Origin of the sequence: Streptomyces sp. NPDC020884 (assembly GCF_044333935.1) — a bacterium.
GTDB lineage: Bacteria > Actinomycetota > Actinomycetes > Streptomycetales > Streptomycetaceae > Streptomyces.
In genome coordinates this window covers 336543-351994 of the sequence record NZ_JBIRRY010000001.1, presented here as the reverse complement: position 1 = coordinate 351994, position 15452 = coordinate 336543, and the positions used below count along the sequence as shown (strand labels likewise).

General features: G+C 73.0%; 15 protein-coding genes and 1 riboswitch. Of the genes, 6 read left to right on the top strand and 9 right to left on the bottom strand.

All coding sequences use genetic code 11. The annotated features are described in order from the left end of the window. Positions 1–3: 3 nt before the first annotated feature. From pknB to thiO, 4 genes are all read right to left on the bottom strand, one after another. A complete protein-coding gene (gene pknB / locus ACH4UK_RS01600; RefSeq protein WP_398354075.1) occupies positions 4–1938 on the bottom strand; it encodes a Stk1 family PASTA domain-containing Ser/Thr kinase in 1935 nt (644 codons plus the stop codon). A 114-nt stretch (positions 1939–2052) separates the two neighbouring features. Next, positions 2053–2847 carry a thiazole synthase gene (locus ACH4UK_RS01595; RefSeq protein ID WP_398354074.1) on the bottom strand — a complete coding sequence of 265 codons (795 nt, stop codon included), beginning with the start codon at positions 2845–2847 and terminating at the stop codon, positions 2053–2055. Between the two features lie 2 nt (positions 2848–2849). Beyond that, entirely contained in the window at positions 2850–3110 is a 261-nt protein-coding gene (gene thiS / locus ACH4UK_RS01590; protein ID WP_398354073.1) for a sulfur carrier protein ThiS, read from the bottom strand. Beyond that, positions 3107–4288: a glycine oxidase ThiO gene (thiO, locus tag ACH4UK_RS01585; RefSeq protein ID WP_398354072.1), complete on the bottom strand. Its 1182-nt coding sequence runs from the start codon at positions 4286–4288 to the stop codon at positions 3107–3109. The genes thiS and thiO overlap by 4 nt, the downstream gene beginning before the upstream one ends. After that, a riboswitch (TPP riboswitch) is annotated at positions 4286–4398 on the bottom strand. It overlaps the preceding gene by 3 nt. 63 nt (positions 4399–4461) lie before the next feature. Between thiO and ACH4UK_RS01580 the strand changes: the two genes are divergently transcribed. The 6 genes from ACH4UK_RS01580 to ACH4UK_RS01555 all read left to right on the top strand — a co-directional run bounded on the left by ACH4UK_RS01580 (position 4462) and on the right by ACH4UK_RS01555 (position 9245). Then, positions 4462–4803 (top strand): hypothetical protein, encoded by a 342-nt coding sequence (locus tag ACH4UK_RS01580; protein ID WP_398354071.1) that lies wholly within the window; start codon positions 4462–4464, stop codon positions 4801–4803. A 29-nt stretch (positions 4804–4832) separates the two neighbouring features. Continuing rightward, positions 4833–6077, top strand: a complete 1245-nt coding sequence (locus ACH4UK_RS01575; protein WP_398354070.1) for an NAD(P)/FAD-dependent oxidoreductase — start codon at positions 4833–4835, stop codon at positions 6075–6077. An 81-nt stretch (positions 6078–6158) separates the two neighbouring features. Then, on the top strand, positions 6159–6524 hold the full coding sequence (locus ACH4UK_RS01570) for an Rv2175c family DNA-binding protein (RefSeq protein ID WP_398354069.1): 366 nt from the start codon (positions 6159–6161) through the stop codon (positions 6522–6524). A 76-nt stretch (positions 6525–6600) separates the two neighbouring features. Further along, a complete protein-coding gene (thiE, locus tag ACH4UK_RS01565; RefSeq protein ID WP_398354068.1) occupies positions 6601–7251 on the top strand; it encodes a thiamine phosphate synthase in 651 nt (216 codons plus the stop codon). 127 nt (positions 7252–7378) lie between these two features. Beyond that, positions 7379–8296: a methylenetetrahydrofolate reductase [NAD(P)H] gene (gene metF, locus ACH4UK_RS01560; protein WP_398354067.1), complete on the top strand. Its 918-nt coding sequence runs from the start codon at positions 7379–7381 to the stop codon at positions 8294–8296. 49 nt (positions 8297–8345) lie between these two features. Beyond that, the gene (locus ACH4UK_RS01555) at positions 8346–9245 is read left to right on the top strand and encodes a hypothetical protein (RefSeq protein WP_398354066.1); all 900 of its coding nucleotides are present in this window, start codon (positions 8346–8348) and stop codon (positions 9243–9245) included. Between the two features lie 16 nt (positions 9246–9261). Here the strand turns inward: ACH4UK_RS01555 and ACH4UK_RS01550 are convergent, their stop codons facing one another. The 5 genes from ACH4UK_RS01550 to ACH4UK_RS01530 form a co-directional block, all read right to left on the bottom strand. Beyond that, the gene (locus ACH4UK_RS01550; protein WP_398354065.1) at positions 9262–10776 is read right to left on the bottom strand and encodes a phytoene desaturase family protein; all 1515 of its coding nucleotides are present in this window, start codon (positions 10774–10776) and stop codon (positions 9262–9264) included. A 31-nt stretch (positions 10777–10807) separates the two neighbouring features. Further along, positions 10808–11425, bottom strand: a complete 618-nt coding sequence (locus tag ACH4UK_RS01545) for a DUF4126 domain-containing protein (RefSeq protein WP_398354064.1) — start codon at positions 11423–11425, stop codon at positions 10808–10810. Positions 11426–11815: 390 nt separating this feature from the next. Beyond that, positions 11816–12427, bottom strand: coding sequence for a TetR/AcrR family transcriptional regulator (locus ACH4UK_RS01540; RefSeq protein ID WP_398354063.1), 612 nt, complete (start codon positions 12425–12427; stop codon positions 11816–11818). 53 nt (positions 12428–12480) lie between these two features. Continuing rightward, positions 12481–14568, bottom strand: coding sequence for a YhgE/Pip family protein (locus ACH4UK_RS01535; RefSeq protein WP_398354062.1), 2088 nt, complete (start codon positions 14566–14568; stop codon positions 12481–12483). Further along, complete coding sequence (locus ACH4UK_RS01530; RefSeq protein ID WP_398354061.1) at positions 14540–15295, bottom strand: ATP-binding cassette domain-containing protein; 756 nt, start codon at positions 15293–15295, stop codon at positions 14540–14542. The genes ACH4UK_RS01535 and ACH4UK_RS01530 overlap by 29 nt, the downstream gene beginning before the upstream one ends. Positions 15296–15452 lie beyond the last annotated feature (157 nt).

Here is a 15452-nt window from a genome sequence, read left to right as displayed (position 1 = left end):
TTTCTAGAACCCCTTGGTCTTGATGGTGATCGTGGACCCTTCGGGGGCCTGTTCGCCGCCGCCCACGGACTGGCTCGCGATGGTGTCGCTGAAGGAGAGGAACGGCCGGTCGACCTTCACCTCGAAGCCCGCCTCCTCCAGGGTGCCGCGCGCCTCGTCGACGTCCCGGCCGGTGACGTCCGGGACGTCCAGCATCCGGGGGCCCTTGGAGACGGTCAGCTGGATCGTGTCGCCCTCGGCGGCCTCGGCGCCCCCTTCGGGCGACTGCTCGGCGACGTCCCCCTCGACCTCGGCGGAGTGGATCCGGCCGGGCAGCACCTCGGCCTTCAGCCCCTCGGCCGCCAGCTCGGCGGTGGCGTCCTCGGCCGAGAGACCGGTGACATCGGGGACGTCCACGGGGGCGCCCTTGCTGACGACGAGCGCCACGGCCGTGTCCGGGTTGCGGTCCGTGCCCGCGCGGGGATCCGTCCGGATCACCTCGCCGCGGGCCACGTCCTCGCTGAACTCCCTGGTCACCATCCCGGGGGCCAGGCCCACCTTCTTCAGGGAACGCCGGGCGTCCGCGAGGGCTTTGCCCACGACATCGGGCACCCGCACGATCTCCGGGCCCCGCGAGACGACGAGCTTCACCGAGCCGTTGCCCCGGATCCGATCGCCCGACGCGGGGTCGCTGCTCACGACCGAGCCCCGCTCGACGCTGTCGCTGAAGACCCGGTCCACGCCCTTCAGCCCCAGCCCCCGGTCCGAGAGCCGCTGCTCGGCGGCCTGCTGGGTCTGGCCCAGCAGCGAGGGCACCTGGGTGAACTGGCCGGAGTTGATGTACCAGACGCCCGTTCCGATGCCCAGCGTCAGCAGGACGGCGGTGAGGATCGTGATGAGCTTGCGGTGCGGTCCGCCGAACGGCCCGCGCCGGCCGGTCCCGCGTCGGTTCGCGGGTCCCGTCGGGGGCATCTCCAGGCGGCTGGTGCGGTGCACGACACCGCCGTCGTCGCCATCGGCCACTGGAAGGGCCCGCGGGATCACGCTCGTCCGGTCGTCCGCGCCGTCGTGCGCGTCGGACAGCGCCTGCGGCGGCACGGCGTCCAGCTCGGCGTCGGTCAGCGCGGTGCGCGCCTCACGGGCCTCGGCCAGCAGCAGCACCGCGTCGTGCGGACGCACCTCGGGATTGCGGGCGGTCGCGCTCGCCACCAGGCTGTCCAGCGCGACCGGGAGACCCGGCACGGCGGCGGACGGGGCCGGGACGTCGGTGTTGAGGTGCCGGTAGATGACCTGGGCGGCGTTCTCGCCGGTGTGCGGCTTGGCGCCGGTCAGCATCTCGTACAGCACGACCCCGCAGGCGTACACATCGCTGCGGGTGTCGGCGGTGCCGTGCTCGATCTGCTCGGGGGCCAGGTAGGAGACCGTGCCCAGCAGGGAGCCGGTGGTGTCGGTGGCCGTGCCGACCGCTCTGACCAGGCCGAAGTCGGCGACCTTCACCCGGCCGTCGTCCCCTATCAGGACGTTCTCCGGCTTCATGTCGCGGTGCACGAACCCCGCCCGGTGCGCGGCGCCGAGCGCGGCGAGGACCGGCTCCAGGATGTCCAGCGCCGCCCGGGGCTGGAGGGCCCCGCGCTCGCGCAGCACGTCGCGCAGGGTGCAGCCCGCCACATACTCCATCGCGAGATAGACGTACGCGCCCTGGGCGCCCTGGTCGAAGACCGCGACGACGTTGGGGTGGGCGAGGCGGGCCACCGACTTGGCCTCACGGATGAAGCGCTCGACGAACGAGACGTCGGTGGCGAGCGCCGGGTGCATCACCTTGAGGGCGAGCACCCGGTCCAGGCGGGTGTCCACGGCCCGGTAGACCGTGGCCATCCCGCCGACGGCGATGCGCGCCTCTATGCGATACCGGCCGTCGAGCAGCTGCCCGACGAGAGGGTCCTGGAGGGTCGTGTCCACCCCGAGAGTCTACGAGCCGCCACCGACACCCCGGACGGGCCGGGGCGTTCCCGGGGCCGTTCTGCAGCCGATCCGTGACAGGGACACGCCCAGGTGGCGAGCCCGTGCGGCGGCTCAGAACGCCGGCCGCTCCGGATCGAACGCCGCCCGCCCGGCCACCGGGGACGAGGCCTCGGCGAAGTGGCGGCGCGGAATCCGGCCCGCCCGGTACGCGAGCCGCCCGCCCTCGACCGCGTGACGCATCGCCGCGGCCATCAGTTCCGGCTCCTGCGCCCGGGTCACCGCCGAGGCGAGCATCACAGCCGCGCACCCCAGCTCCATCGCCTGCGCCGCGTCCGAGGCCGTCCCGGCGCCCGCGTCCAGGATCACCGGCACCCCGGCCCGCTCGACGATCAGCTCGAAGTTGTGCGGGTTGCGGATGCCGAGCCCGGAGCCGATGGGGGAGCCGAGGGGCATGATCGCCGCGCACCCCACGTCCTCCAGCTTCCGCGCCAGGATCGGGTCGTCGTTGGTGTAGGGCAGCACGACGAACCCGTCGTCGACCAGCGTCTCCGCCGCGTCCAGCAGCTCGATGGGGTCGGGCAGCAGGGTCCGCTCGTCGGCGATCACCTCCAGCTTCACCCAGTCGGTGCCGAGCGCCTCCCGGGCCAGCCGGGCGGTCAGCACCGCCTCACCCGCGGTGAAGCAGCCCGCGGTGTTCGGCAGGACGTGGATGGAGAGCCGCTCCAGCACCGAGAGCACCGAACCCTGCACGGTCGGGTCCAGCCGGCGCATCGCGACCGTGGTCAGCTCGGTGCCGGAGGCGATCAGCGAGCGCTCCAGCACCTCCAGGCCGGGGGCCCCGCCGGTGCCCATGATCAGCCGGGATCCGAACGTGGCGGGCCCCAGCGTGAAGACGTCGTCCGACATGGTCAGCCTCCCTGTACGGCGGTCAGGACCTCGACGCGGTCGCCCTCGCCGAGTGCGGTGGCGGCCCACTGGCCGCGCGGGACGACGCTCTCGTTGACGGCGGCGGCGACCCCGGAGCGGGCCGGGGTCAGGGTGGCCACGAGGGCGTCCAGGGCCGTCCCGGCGGGAACGACACGGGCTTCCCCGTTCACCGAGACGGAAACCGGGGCCCCGGAGGGGACGGGCTCGGAGCCGGGCTCGGGGACGGCGGGCTGCTGGGTCATACGGGCTGCTCCTGGAGTACGGGGGCGGCGGGTGCGAATCGGCCGGGCGCGAAGGGGCGGGCCGTCTCGGGCAGTTCGCCGGTGGTCAGGACGTCGGCCATCGCGTCCCCGGTGACGGGGGTCAGCAGGACGCCGTTGCGGTGGTGCCCGGTGGCGAGCAGCAGACCGGGCAGGGCGGTCGGGCCGAGCAGCGGGGCGTTGTCGGGGGTGGCCGGGCGCAGACCGGCCCGGGTCTCGGTGAGCGGCAGCTCGGTGATGCCGGGGACCAGCTCGTGGGCGTCGCGCAGCAGCTCGTACACCCCGCCGGCGGTGACCGTCGTGTCCCAGCCCATCTCCTCGCTGGTGGCGCCGACGACCAGCTCGCCGTTCTCCCGCGGCACGAGGTAGAGGTGGCCGCCCCGGACCACGGCGCGCACGGTGCGGCTGAGGAAGGGGGCGTACGCCGGTGGCACCGTGAGCCGGAGCACCTGGCCCTTGACCGGGCGGACCGGCGGCACGAGCTCCGGCGGGAGCCCCGCGAGCCGGCCGCTGAGGCTGCCCGCGGCGAGCACGACCTGATCGGCCGCGAACTCCCTGCCGTCGCCGAGCAGCGCCCCGGCTGCCCGGCCCCCGGTGACGGTGAGCCGGTCCGCGGTCGTCCGGCGGAACGCGACCCCGGCCCGCTCGCACGCGGACAGCAGCGCCGCGGCGAGGCGACGCGGGTCCACCTGGTGGTCGCCGTCGACCCGCAGGCCGCCCCGCACGCCCGGGGCCAGCATCGGCTCCAGGCGGCGGCACTCGCGGCCGTTCAGCCAGACCGACTCCAGGCCCGAACGCTCCTGGAGGGCGTGCAGCTCGCGCAGATGGGCCCGGTCGTCGGAGTCGAGCGCGACGGCGAGCGTGCCACAGGTGCGAAAGCCGGTCTCCCGGCCGCTCGCCTCCTCCAGCTCGGCCACGAACGCCGGATAGCGGGCGGCGGAAGCGAGGTTGAGCCCGAGCAGCATCTGCTCGCCGTAGTGCAGCTCGGTGACGGCGGCCAGCATGCCCGCCGCGACCTGCGCGGCGCCGCCGCCCGGTGCGGGGTCCGCCACCGTGACGCGCAGCCCGCGCTGGGCGGCCCGCCACGCGGTGACCAGGCCGATGATGCCGCCCCCGATGACGAGGACGTCGGATCCGGAGTTTCTCCCCGAGACGCGCATGGGTGTCCAGCCCCTCCCTTCGCCGGCATGACCCGGATCAGGTTCGTACGGTCGGAGGCCGTCCAGCCTCCCTCTCAGCCCGGTGCGTCCGGGCTCCCGCGAGTGTTCTACCGTGGCCACCCTAAACCCACCCGCCCACGGCCCGTGGGCGGCCGGCCAAGGGAGCAGCCACCGTGGCCCGTTCACTCGACGGACTCGTCCTCTCGCCCGTCGCCGACCAGGCCCCCGGCCAGGTCGGCACCCGCACCCGCTTCACCTACCACGAGCGGGACGGCCGGATCTGGGCCGAGTACGCGGGCGGCGACGTGGTCCGCGGCCACCTCGTCGGCACCCGCGAGGGGGACGCGCTGGACTTCCGCTACGTCCAGCTCAAGCAGGACGGAACGACCTCGTCCGGGCACTGCCTCTCCACGGTGCTCGACCTCGCTGACGGCCGGGTGCGGCTGGCGGAGCGGTGGGCCTGGGAGTCCCAGGAGGGCAGCGGAACCAGCGTGGTCGAGGAAGTATCTATCTGACCCTACGTCAGATGAATAGACTGGTCCGCGTGAGCGAGCAGACGCGGCAGCGGACGGCACGGCAGGGGACACGGCACGCCGTGATCGTCGGAGCGGGCATGGCGGGCGTGCAGAGCGCCGTGGCCCTGCGCGAGGCGGGCTTCACCGGGCCCGTCACCCTGATCGGCGCCGAGCCCCACCAGCCCTACGACCGCCCCCCGCTGTCCAAGGCCGTGCTGCTGGGCAAGGCCGAGGACTCCGCCTTCGACATCGACTTCGAGGCGCTGGACATCACCCTGCGCCTCGGCCTGGACGTCATCGCCCTGCGCGCCGCCGACCATGTCCTGGACACCGCCGACGGGCCGGTCCCCTACGACGTCCTGGTCCTCGCGACCGGCGCGGAGCCCCTCACCCTGCCCGGCACCGAAGGCGTGCCCGGCGTCCATCTGCTGCGCACCCTCGACGACGCCGCCCGGCTGCGGCCCGTCCTGGACCGGCAGCACGACGTGGTCGTCGTCGGGGCCGGCTGGATCGGCGCGGAGTTCGCCACCGCGGCCCGCGCCGCCGGCTGCGCGGTCACCGTCGTCGAGGCCGCCGCCCGCCCGCTCGCGGGCGCCCTGCCCGCCGAGGTGGCCGCCCCCATGGCCGCCTGGTACGCCGACAGCGGCGCCGAACTCCTCACCGGGGCCCGGGTCGACCGGGTCGAGGAAGGGGCCGTGATCCTCGCGGACGGCCGCGCCCTGCCCGCCGGAGCCGTGGTCGTCGGCATCGGCGCGCGCCCCGCCACCGGCTGGCTGGCCGGCTCCGGGATCGCGCTCGGCCCGGACGGCTCGGTCACCGCGGACAGCGCGCTCGGCGCCTCCCTGCCCGATGTGTACGCGGTCGGGGACTGCGCCTCCTTCCCCTCCGCCCGCTACGGAACGCGCCTGCTCGTCCACCACTGGGACAACGCCCTCCAGGGCCCGCGCACCGTGGCCGCCGCGATCATGGCCGCCCAGGACGGCGGACCGCTCCCCGTCTACGACCCCGTCCCGTACTTCTGGTCCGAGCAGTTCGGCCGCTTCGTGCAGTACGCCGGCCACCACGCGCACGCCGACACCCTGCTGTGGCGCGGCGACGGGGCGGACGCCGCCTGGTCGGTGTGCTGGCTGCGCGACGGCGCGCTGGTCGCCGTGCTCGCCGTGGGCCGCCCGCGCGACCTCGCCCAGGGCCGCAGGCTCATCGGGTCGGGGGCCGCTCTCGACCCGGAGAAGGTGGCCGACCCCGCCGTACCGCTGAAGTCCGCCGCCCTGTGACGGCCCCGGCAGCCGCCGGACCGACCCCCGTACGGTCGGCCCGGCTACCGGCTGTCGGTCCGGGATGGCACGCTTGTCCTCGTGACCGAGATTGACGCAAAGACCGATGCTCTCGTCCCCGCCTGGCTCCACCTCCCCGACATCGCGGAAAAGCTCGATGTCGAGGTGACGCGTGTACGGCAGCTGGTCCGGGATGGCCAGCTCATCGCCGTGCGCCGTGGTGAGAAGCGGACGCTCCAGGTGCCCGCCGCCTTCATCGACGGCGACAAGGTGGTCAAGGGCCTTGCCGGCACCCTGACCCTCCTGAGGGACGACGGCTATTCCGACGAAGAGATGCTGGAGTGGCTCTTCACTCCCGACCCGACCCTGCCCGGCACCCCCGCGCAGGCGCTGAGCGAGAATCGCGGTACGGAGGTGAAGCGCCGCGCCCAGGCGCTCGCCGTCTGACCGACACGACAGGAAGCGGAGCACGGGCCGCCCGGCGCGGCCCGTGCACCGTCACGACCCCGGGGGAGTTCCACTTATGTCCACGCCTCGCGAGCAACTGTCCGACGCCCGGCTCTATCTGTGCACGGACGCGCGTAAGCGGCAGGGGGACCTCCCCGCGTTCCTGGACGCCGTGCTGTCCGGCGGTGTCGACATCGTCCAGCTCCGGGACAAGGGCATGGAGGCCGGAGAGGAGCTGGAGCACCTCGCGGTCTTCGCCGACGCCTGCCGTCGGCACGGCAAGCTCCTCGCGGTGAACGACCGCGCCGACGTCGCCCACGCCATCGGCGCCGACGTCCTGCACCTCGGTCAGGGCGACCTGCCGGTCCCCGCCGCCCGCGCGATCATCGGCGCCGACCGGCTGATCGGCCGCTCCACCCACGCCGAGGCCGAGGTCGACGCCGCCGTCGTCCAGGACGGCGTGGACTACTTCTGCACCGGCCCCTGCTGGCCCACCCCCACCAAGCCCGGCCGCCATGCCCCCGGCCTCGACCTCGTGCGCTATGCCGCCGCCCTCGGCGGACCGCGGCCCTGGTTCGCGATCGGCGGGATCGACGCGGGCAATCTGGACCAGGTGCTGGACGCCGGAGCCCGCCGCGTCGTCGTCGTCCGGGCCATCACCGAGGCCGACGATCCGGCCGCCGCCAGCGCCGAGCTGGCCCGGCGCGTGAGGGCGCACACGCTCTGAATCCTCCGGCGTGCTGACGCGGGACATCTCGGGCTCCTGTCCGAGGGATGGACAACAGTCCGGCAAAATCGGACAAATCTTCCCGCTCTGGTTGGGGGAGTGTCCACCCCCTGGTTAATCTCCCCTTATGGCTCTTGGCACACCCTCCACCAGGACGGATCACGCGCGTACGGTGCGTGACCTGCTGGCGACTGGCAAAACGTCGTACTCCTTCGAGTTCTGGGCGCCCAAGACCGAAAAAGGTGAGCGGAACCTCTGGAACGCACTGCGCCGGGTCGAGGCGGTCCGCCCGAGCTTCGTCTCCGTGACGTACGGCGCCGGCGGCTCCACCCGCGCCGGAACGGTCCGGGCCACGCAGCAGATCGCCGCCGACTCCACGCTCATCCCGGTCGCCCACCTGACCGCGGTGAACCACTCGGTCGCCGAGCTGCGCAACATGGTCGGGCAGTACGCCGACGCGGGCATCAGGAACATCCTCGCGGTGCGCGGCGACCCGCCGGGCGACCCGATGGGCGCGTGGGTGGAGCACCCGCAGGGCGTGAAGTACGCCGCCGACCTCGTCCGTCTCATCAAGGAATCGGGCGACTTCTGCGTCGGCGTCGCGGCATTTCCTGAAATGCACCCACGGTCGTCCGACTGGGAGACGGACATCGGTCATTTCGTGGACAAGTGCCGGGCGGGCGCGGATTACGCGATCACCCAGATGTTCTTCCGCCCGGAGGACTATCTCCGGATGCGTGACCGTGTCGTCGCTGCGGGTTGCGAAACGCCGGTGATTCCCGAGGTCATGCCTCTCACCAGCGTGAAGCAACTGGAAAAGTTCTCCCAGCTCAGCAACGCGACCGTGCCCGCGTCGTTGAAAGAACGCATCCTCGCAGCCAAGGACGATCCAGCCGCTGTACGCTCCATTGGCATCGAGTTCGCAACGGAGTTCTGCGCGAAGCTGCTGTCCGAGGGTGTGCCCGGACTGCACTTCATCACGCTCAACAACTCGACGGCTACGCTGGAAATCTACGAAAAACTCGGACTGCACAAGCAGTCGTGACCGGCTGTACCCGCCGCCGACGCGGCTGCGGCCGAAGGAGGGGGCGGGCGTGGGCTGGACGGTCCTCTACATCGCATTCGGTCTGGTGGCCCTGTGGCTGCTCGGCGAGGTACTGCTTCAGTACAAGGCGCGACTGCGGTGGCGGCTCCTCGCCTTCGGCGGATTCCTCGGTGTGGTGGTCGGGGTGCTGCTGGCCTCCGTTCCGGTCATCGTCGTCGGGACGCTCGCCTTCGCCACCGGCCAGACCTTCGTGACGCTGTCCTTCCGACGCGGCTTCTCCACCGGCTGGGCCATAGGGGGCAGCCCGGGGGAGAGCCGTCGACGCAGGGGCGGCGGGAGTGCCGCCATGAAGGAACCCACGCTGGAGGTCTCGGACCTGGAGGTCGCCGCCCCCGGCTACGACCAGCCCCCGTCCGCCCCGCCCGCGCCGTCCGTCTACGAACCGCAGCCGCTCCCCGAGGACACCGGCCAGTACGGCGTGTACGGGCACACCGGCTACGACCCGAACGGCAACGCGGGCCCGGACCACGGCCAGGAGGCCGACCCCTCGGCCCAGCCGCAGTACGCCGCGTACGACCCGTACACCGGCTACGCGCAGCAGCCGGCCCAGGACCCCTACGCCGGAACGTACGACTACGGCACCGGCCAGCAGAGCTACGCCGCCTACTCCGACCCGTACATCGGCACCACCAACGGAGCCCCCTCCTACGACGCCTACGGCAACGGCTACGACAGCCAGGGCGGCCAGCAGAGCTACGCCGACCCCTACGCCCAGAACTACGGCGCACCGGCATACGGCGCGGACACCCCGCCCGGCGGCGTCTGGGTTCCGCAGCAGCGCGACGCCGAGCAGTACCCCCCGATGCCGCCGGACCAGCCCGTCCAGCCCGCTCCGTACGGCAACGACAACGGCTACGACACCGGCCAGAACGAGCAGTACCGCTACTGAGACCGCACCGCGCGGATCAGCGGGAGCCGCGGAAGCCGTCGCCCTCCACGACGAGTCCGGCCACCAGCGTCCCCGACATCCCGGCGTGCGCGAGCCCGCCGCCCGGATGCGACCAGCCGCCCGCGAGATACAGCCCCGGCAGCCGGGTCAGATTGCCCGGGTGCAGATACGCGCCGTCCGCCCCCGCCAGCGCGGGCGGCGGCACCGCGCCGCCCTCGGCCCCCGTCCCGTCCTCGGTCTCCGCGGGGGTGCGGACCTCGGTGTGCAGGATCCGCTCCCGCAGCCCGGGAACGGCCGCGGCGGCCCGTCCCACCAGGACGTCGGCGAACCGCTGCCGCACCTCCGCGTCCCGCCAGTCGACCGGTCCCTGCGGAGCCACCGTCGCGGTGAGCGTCACCGCCTCGTGCTCCGCGTCCGGCCGGGTCGCCGGATCGTCCGGACGCAGCACCGTCGTCGTCGGGTGCGCCGCGACGCGGCCCCCGAACACCGCCTCCTGCTCCGCCGCCCCGTCGGCGCTGTGCACCACGGTCCGGTGCACCGCAGCCGCCTCCCGGGCCCCGCGCAGCGACAGCAGCACGGTGAACCGCCCCGTCGCACCCGCGCCGGAGCCCGTCCGGACCGTCACCTCGCCCGCGCCCCCCGGCTGCAGACCCGGCACTAGCCCCGGACGCGGCCGGACCCCGAGCACCACCCGGTCGGCCTCGGCCACCTCACCGTCGGCCAGCTCCACGCCCGCCGCCCGGCCGTCCTTCTCGAGGACCCGGACCACCTCGGCCCCGAAGACGAACGCGACCCGGCGGGCCAGGCACCGCTCGTACACCGCCCGTGCCAGCTCGCGCATCCCGCCCATCACGTACCAGCTGCCGAACGTCTGCTCCATGTACGGCAGCAGCGCGGCGCTCGCGGGGGCGGTGCGCGGGTCGAGTCCGTGGGACAGCGCGTACCCGTCGAGCAGGGCGGCGAGCCGGGCGTCCGCCAGCTCCCAGGCGCCGATCTCCGCGACCGTGCCTGCCTGCCGGGACGCGCGCAGCAGACGGCGCTGCCGCACCGCCGGATACGGATCGCGCCCCAGCACCTGGTGATCCGCCCGCAGGGGCTCCTCCAGGAGCGGCCGCCGCGACCGGTCCCAGGCGTCCCGGGCCCGGTCCATGAAGTCGCTCCAGCGCGCCCCGGCCCCCGCGCCGAGCGCGCCGTCCAGGGCGGCGGCCACCCCGGCCCGGGAGGCGTTCGGCAGGGACACCGCCGTGCCGTCCGCGAAGAGATGACGGCTCGCCGGATCCACCTGGGTCAGCGTCACGCACTGCTCCAGCGACTCCTTGCCGGTCTTGACGAAGAGGTCCCGCTGGACGGCGGGAAGGTGCAGCAGTCCGGGCCCGGTGTCGAAGACGAAGCCCTCGTGCACATGGCGGCCGACCGAGCCGCCGTAATGCGCGGACCGCTCGTACACCGTCACTCTGTCGCCCGCGACGGCGAGCCGGGCGGCCGCCGTCATCGCGCCCGTCCCGGCGCCGATCACCGCAATTCGTGCCATGCCGGTGACCTTATCGACCGGCACTGACAGCTCAGCCGGGAGGCCGGGGTCCACCCGTTCTGGCCAGGTGTTTCTCCTCGCGGCGCTGGGCCCGGCGGCGCAGGAAGCGACGGATCCGCGAGGCCAGGAAGAGCACGACGACGATGCCGAGCACCAGCAGCACGGCCGCGATCACGGCGGCCGCCACCGGATGGAATATGGCGAAGGTGATGATTCCGGCGACCCCGAGGTCCTCGGCGATGCTCATCCCGACGTTGCTGAACGGCTCCGGGGAGGTGTTGACGGCCATCCGCGTGCCCGCCTTCACCAGATGGCTCATCAGGGCGGTGGACCCGCCGATCGCGCCGGCCGTCAGCTCCGGCAGCGAACCGCTCTCCCCGGCCAGCAGTGCGGCCACCACCGCCCCGGCCACCGGCCGGATCACGGTGTGCGCCGTGTCCCAGAGCGAGTCGACGTAGGGGATCTTGTCCGCCACCGCCTCGCAGAGGAACAGCACACCGGCCACGATCAGGACGTCGGGGCGCTGCAGCGCGGCGGGCACCTCGTCGGACACGCCGGTCGCGCCGAACAGGCCGAGCAACAGGACCACCGCATACGCGTTGATCCCGCTCGCCCAGCCGCTTGTGAACACCAGGGGGATTACGGACACGCAGGCGATCGTAACGACCGGGTGCCGGAACCGGGTGAGGCCGCGGGCGCAGTCCTGAGTATCCGTACCTAGGCACACAGATGAGTAGTTGCGCGGATAGGCCCCCACCTGCGCGGACGGCAGAGTGATGACTACGGAAGGGGCGCTGCGCCGAGACCGCCGGCACGGGGCGGCGGAACGGTGCGGATTCCCCCGACGTAACGGGGGTGCACGACGGAGGCCCGGGGACCACGGGGGACATACGGGGTCACGGGGAACGGGTTTCCGGCAGGCACGGAAGACGCCGGTCCGGTGAAGTTCGCGGAGGTACGCGAACTCCAGCGGCCGGCGTCTTCGCCTTTCCCGGTACGTTTCCGGGTGCGCTCCCGGCCCCGCGGGCTCCGGCCGGACTCAGCGCCCGCTGACCCGCCCGTGCAGCAGCAGGGACAGCGCCGAGTGGACCTCGTCGATCGAGCGCTCCGGCTGGAACGCCTGCCAGTCCAGCGCCGCCACCAGCACCATCCCGACCAGCGCGGCGGCCGTCAGCGGGATGTCGATCTCCTCGCTCAGCTCCCCGCTGCGCACCGCGTCGCGCAGCACGTCCTCGACGACCGCGACGGCCTCCTGGCGTACCACCAGCAGCGTGGACTGCCAGGCGCGGTTGGTGCGCCAGAGCTCGGCCACGTACAGCTGGGTGAAGGCCGGATAGCGGTCGATGAAGGCGAGCCCGGCCCGGATCATCGCGTCCAGCGCCTCGACCCGGGTGCCGCCGCGCTCCTCGGACTCCTCGGCGGCGGCCCGCAGCGAGGCCGTGAGCAGTCCGACGCCGTGCCGGAGCAGCTCCTCGAACAGCTCGGTCTTGCTCTTGAAGTTGTAATAGACCGTGCCCTTGGCGACCCCGGCCCGCTCGGCGATCTCGTCGACGGTGGTCGCCGAGAAGCCCTGCTCGGCGATGAGGGTCACCGCCGCCTCGTAGAGTTTCTGCCGGGTGGCCTGGCGGCGCGTGGTGCCACTGCTTTCCATGAGGCCGATTCTTTCAGGCCCGGACGCACGCACCGGCGCGGCTCCCGGCGCGCTCACAGGCTCAGCTCCGGGTGCAGCCGGCTCAGGGTCCACACCTGCTTGCGGCGGGCGGTGAACGCGGTCAGGGCGAGCGCGCCGACGGTGAAGGCCGCCAGCACCGCGCAGCCCAGCCAGACCGGGGCGAGGGGGCCGCCGGTGATCAGTCTGCGCAGCCCCTCGACGACGTACGTCATGGGGAGGTACGGGTGGATCGCGCCGAAGAAGCCGGGGCTGGTCTGGACGGGGTACGTGCCCCCGGCCGAGGTCAGCTGGAGCATCAGCACCACCAGCACCAGGATCCGCCCGGCCGCCCCGAAGCAGGCGTTCAGCCACTGCACGATCGCGGCGAAGCAGCAGGTCACCAGGGCCAGGAAGCCGATCGTTCCGGCGGCGTGGACCATCTGGAGGCCGAGGCCCCAGTGCAGGACGGCCATCAGGGCGCCGACCTGGAGCGTGCCGATGGCGGCGACGGGGAGCCAGCCGGCGAACGCGATCCGCCAGGAGGAGGCCCCGGCGGCGAGCGCCCGCCGGTTGAGCGGCTGGATCAGCATGTACGCCACCATCGCGCCGACCCACAGGGACAGCGGGATGAAGTACGGGGCGAAGCCGGTGCCGTAGTTGGGGGCCGCGTGCAGCGCCTTGGAGGCCAGCTGGACGGGGTCGGCCATGACGTCGGTCCGCGCGTCGCGGTCCTTCTTGTCGTAGTCCGGGATCCGGTCCACGCCGTCGTTGAGGCCCTGGGCCAGCTCGGTCGAGCCGTCGCCGAGCCGGAAGAGCCCGCCGTCCAGCTTCTCCGCGCCGGTCTTCAGCTTGCCGACGCCGGTGTCCAGGTCGGCGGAGCCGGTCTGCGCGCTGCCGAGTCCGGTGTGCAGCGCCTTGGCGCCCTTGGCGACCTTGTGGGCGCCGGTGTTGAGCGCGTTGACCTTGCTGACGGCCGATGCCAGGTCGTCGTCCAGCGTGGGCGCGCGCTTGGCGAGGGCCTCGGCCTGCTTCTGGAAGGCGGTCAGCTGGGTGCTCAGCTTCTTCAGGTCGCCGTTCTGGTTCGTGACCAGGGTGTTCACATCGGCGGCGATCCTCGCGACGTCCGCGGCCGTGACCTTGGCGCGCTCCAGCGGGGGGCAGACCGTGGCGTCGGGGTCCTCGGCCTCCACGCACTGGGTGCGGTGGATCCCGGCCAGCTCGTCGGCCGCCTCCTTGGCTCCGGCGGCGGCGGTGGGCGCGCTCTTCACCAGCAGGTCGAGGTTGTGCCGTACGGCCCCGGAGGTGTCGGCGACCAGGCGTGCGGTGTCCTGGATGGACTTCCCGTTGTCCTGGAAGAAGGGCCGTACGTCGTCGGCGATGCCGTTGACCCGGTCGGCCAGGACCTGGGTGCCTCCGGCGACCCGGGCGGAGCCCGTGGCGAGGTCGCGCGAGCCCTGGTTCAGCTTGACGATCCCGTCGGAGAGCTTCTTGCTGCCCGCCTTGGAGTCCTTGAGGCCGTCCGCGAGGTCCTTGGACCCCTTCTTGGCCTTCGAGATGCCGCCCTTGAGGTCGTCGGCGCCCCTGGCCGCCTCGGCGGTCTTGTCGTGCAGATCGGAGAAGCTGATGAAGATGCGGTCCAGGAAGCCCCGGGAGGCGTTCGTGGAGGCGGCGTTGCGCACCTCGCCGAAGACCGTCCTGGAGATCTGCCCGACGATGTAGTTGTTGGCGTCGTTCGTCCGTACCTGGAGCGCGCCGGTCTCGGGGGAGTCCCCGCCGCTGGACGCGATCTTCCGGCTGAAGTCGGACGGCATCGTCAGCGAGAGGTAGTACGTCCCGTCCTCGACGCCCCGGTCGGCCTCGGCGGAGCTCACCTCGTGCCAGGCGAAGACCTTGGAGTCGAGGAGCTTCTCACTGATCTCGTCCCCGGCCGCGACGCGCTCGCCGCCGCTCGTGGCCCCCTTGTCGTCGTTGACCAGGGCGACGGGCAGCTTGTCGAGCTTCCCGTACGGGTCCCAGAAGGAGCACAGGTACAGGGCGCCGTAGAGCAGCGGCAGGAGCAGCAGGGCCACCAGCGCGGCGGCCGGCAGCCTCCCCCTGCCGAACCGCTTCAACTCAAGCGCGGCCAGCTTCGGGATGCGCATCGGCCGTCTCCTCATCGGTGGTGGGTGCGGGTGCGGGTGCGGTGCGCACGACGTGGGTGTTCCCGGGGGCCTCGCTGCACACGGCGAGCACGGTCGTTCCGGTGTCGGCCACGGAGCGCAGCAGGCTCCAGGCCCGGTCGCGTTCGGCGTCCGGGAGCTTGAGGTCGGTGTCGTCCACGGCGAGCAGGCGCGGCGTGGAGATCATGGCCAGCGCGACGGACAGCCGCAGCGCCTCCAGCCGTTCCAGATCCCGTACGGCGGTGCGTCCCGCCTTGGGCAGCGTGGCGAGGTCGAGGCCCGCGGCCTCCAGGGCGTCGTCGACCCGGGCCCCGGCGGCGGCCCGGCGTTCGGCGCGCGGACGCAGCAGGGTGCGCAGGGACGCGCCGTAGCGGCCCTGGAGCAGGGTGCGTTCGCCCAGGTGCTCGGCGACGGTGAAGGCGGGGTCCAGCTCACTGACGCTCGGGACCGGGCCCAGGGCGGCGATCCGGCGGACGTCGGCGGCCTGCCTGGGCAGCCGCAGCCCGCCGGTCTCGGCGCGGCCCTCGGTGGCGCGCATCCGGCCGGTCAGGGCGAGCAGCAGGCTGGTGCGGCCCGACCCCGACGGTCCCTCGATCGCCACCAGTTCCCCCGGAGCGGCGCTGAACGTCACGTTCCGAAAGGCCCAGCCGCGCGGCCCCTCGAGTCCGAAGTCCTCGGCGCTGACAGCTGCGCCGTGCGGGCTCTCCACAGACCCTCCCCTAATTAAACTGACCGGTCAGTGCAAAAAGGTAGTCCGAACTCGCGCTCGAAGCAAAACGGCAGGTCGGAGCGGTGTTCGGGTCGATTGTCAGTGGCGCCCGTCACCATGGACACAGACGGCCACGGAGCCGTCACACGACGACAGG

Bases quoted from the DNA above. Each gene is read 5' to 3' on its own strand.
- thiO (WP_398354072.1), bottom strand. From the start codon at position 4,288: ATGCGCGTCTCGGGGAGAAACTCCGGATCCGACGTCCTCGTCATCGGG.
- thiE (WP_398354068.1), top strand. From the start codon at position 6,601: ATGTCCACGCCTCGCGAGCAACTGTCCGACGCCCGGCTCTATCTGTGC.
- thiS (WP_398354073.1), bottom strand. From the start codon at position 3,110: ATGACCCAGCAGCCCGCCGTCCCCGAGCCCGGCTCCGAGCCCGTCCCC.
- metF (WP_398354067.1), top strand. From the start codon at position 7,379: ATGGCTCTTGGCACACCCTCCACCAGGACGGATCACGCGCGTACGGTG.
- ACH4UK_RS01550 (WP_398354065.1), bottom strand. From the start codon at position 10,776: ATGGCACGAATTGCGGTGATCGGCGCCGGGACGGGCGCGATGACGGCG.
- ACH4UK_RS01540 (WP_398354063.1), bottom strand. From the start codon at position 12,427: ATGGAAAGCAGTGGCACCACGCGCCGCCAGGCCACCCGGCAGAAACTC.
- ACH4UK_RS01595 (WP_398354074.1), bottom strand. From the start codon at position 2,847: ATGTCGGACGACGTCTTCACGCTGGGGCCCGCCACGTTCGGATCCCGG.
- ACH4UK_RS01535 (WP_398354062.1), bottom strand. From the start codon at position 14,568: ATGCGCATCCCGAAGCTGGCCGCGCTTGAGTTGAAGCGGTTCGGCAGG.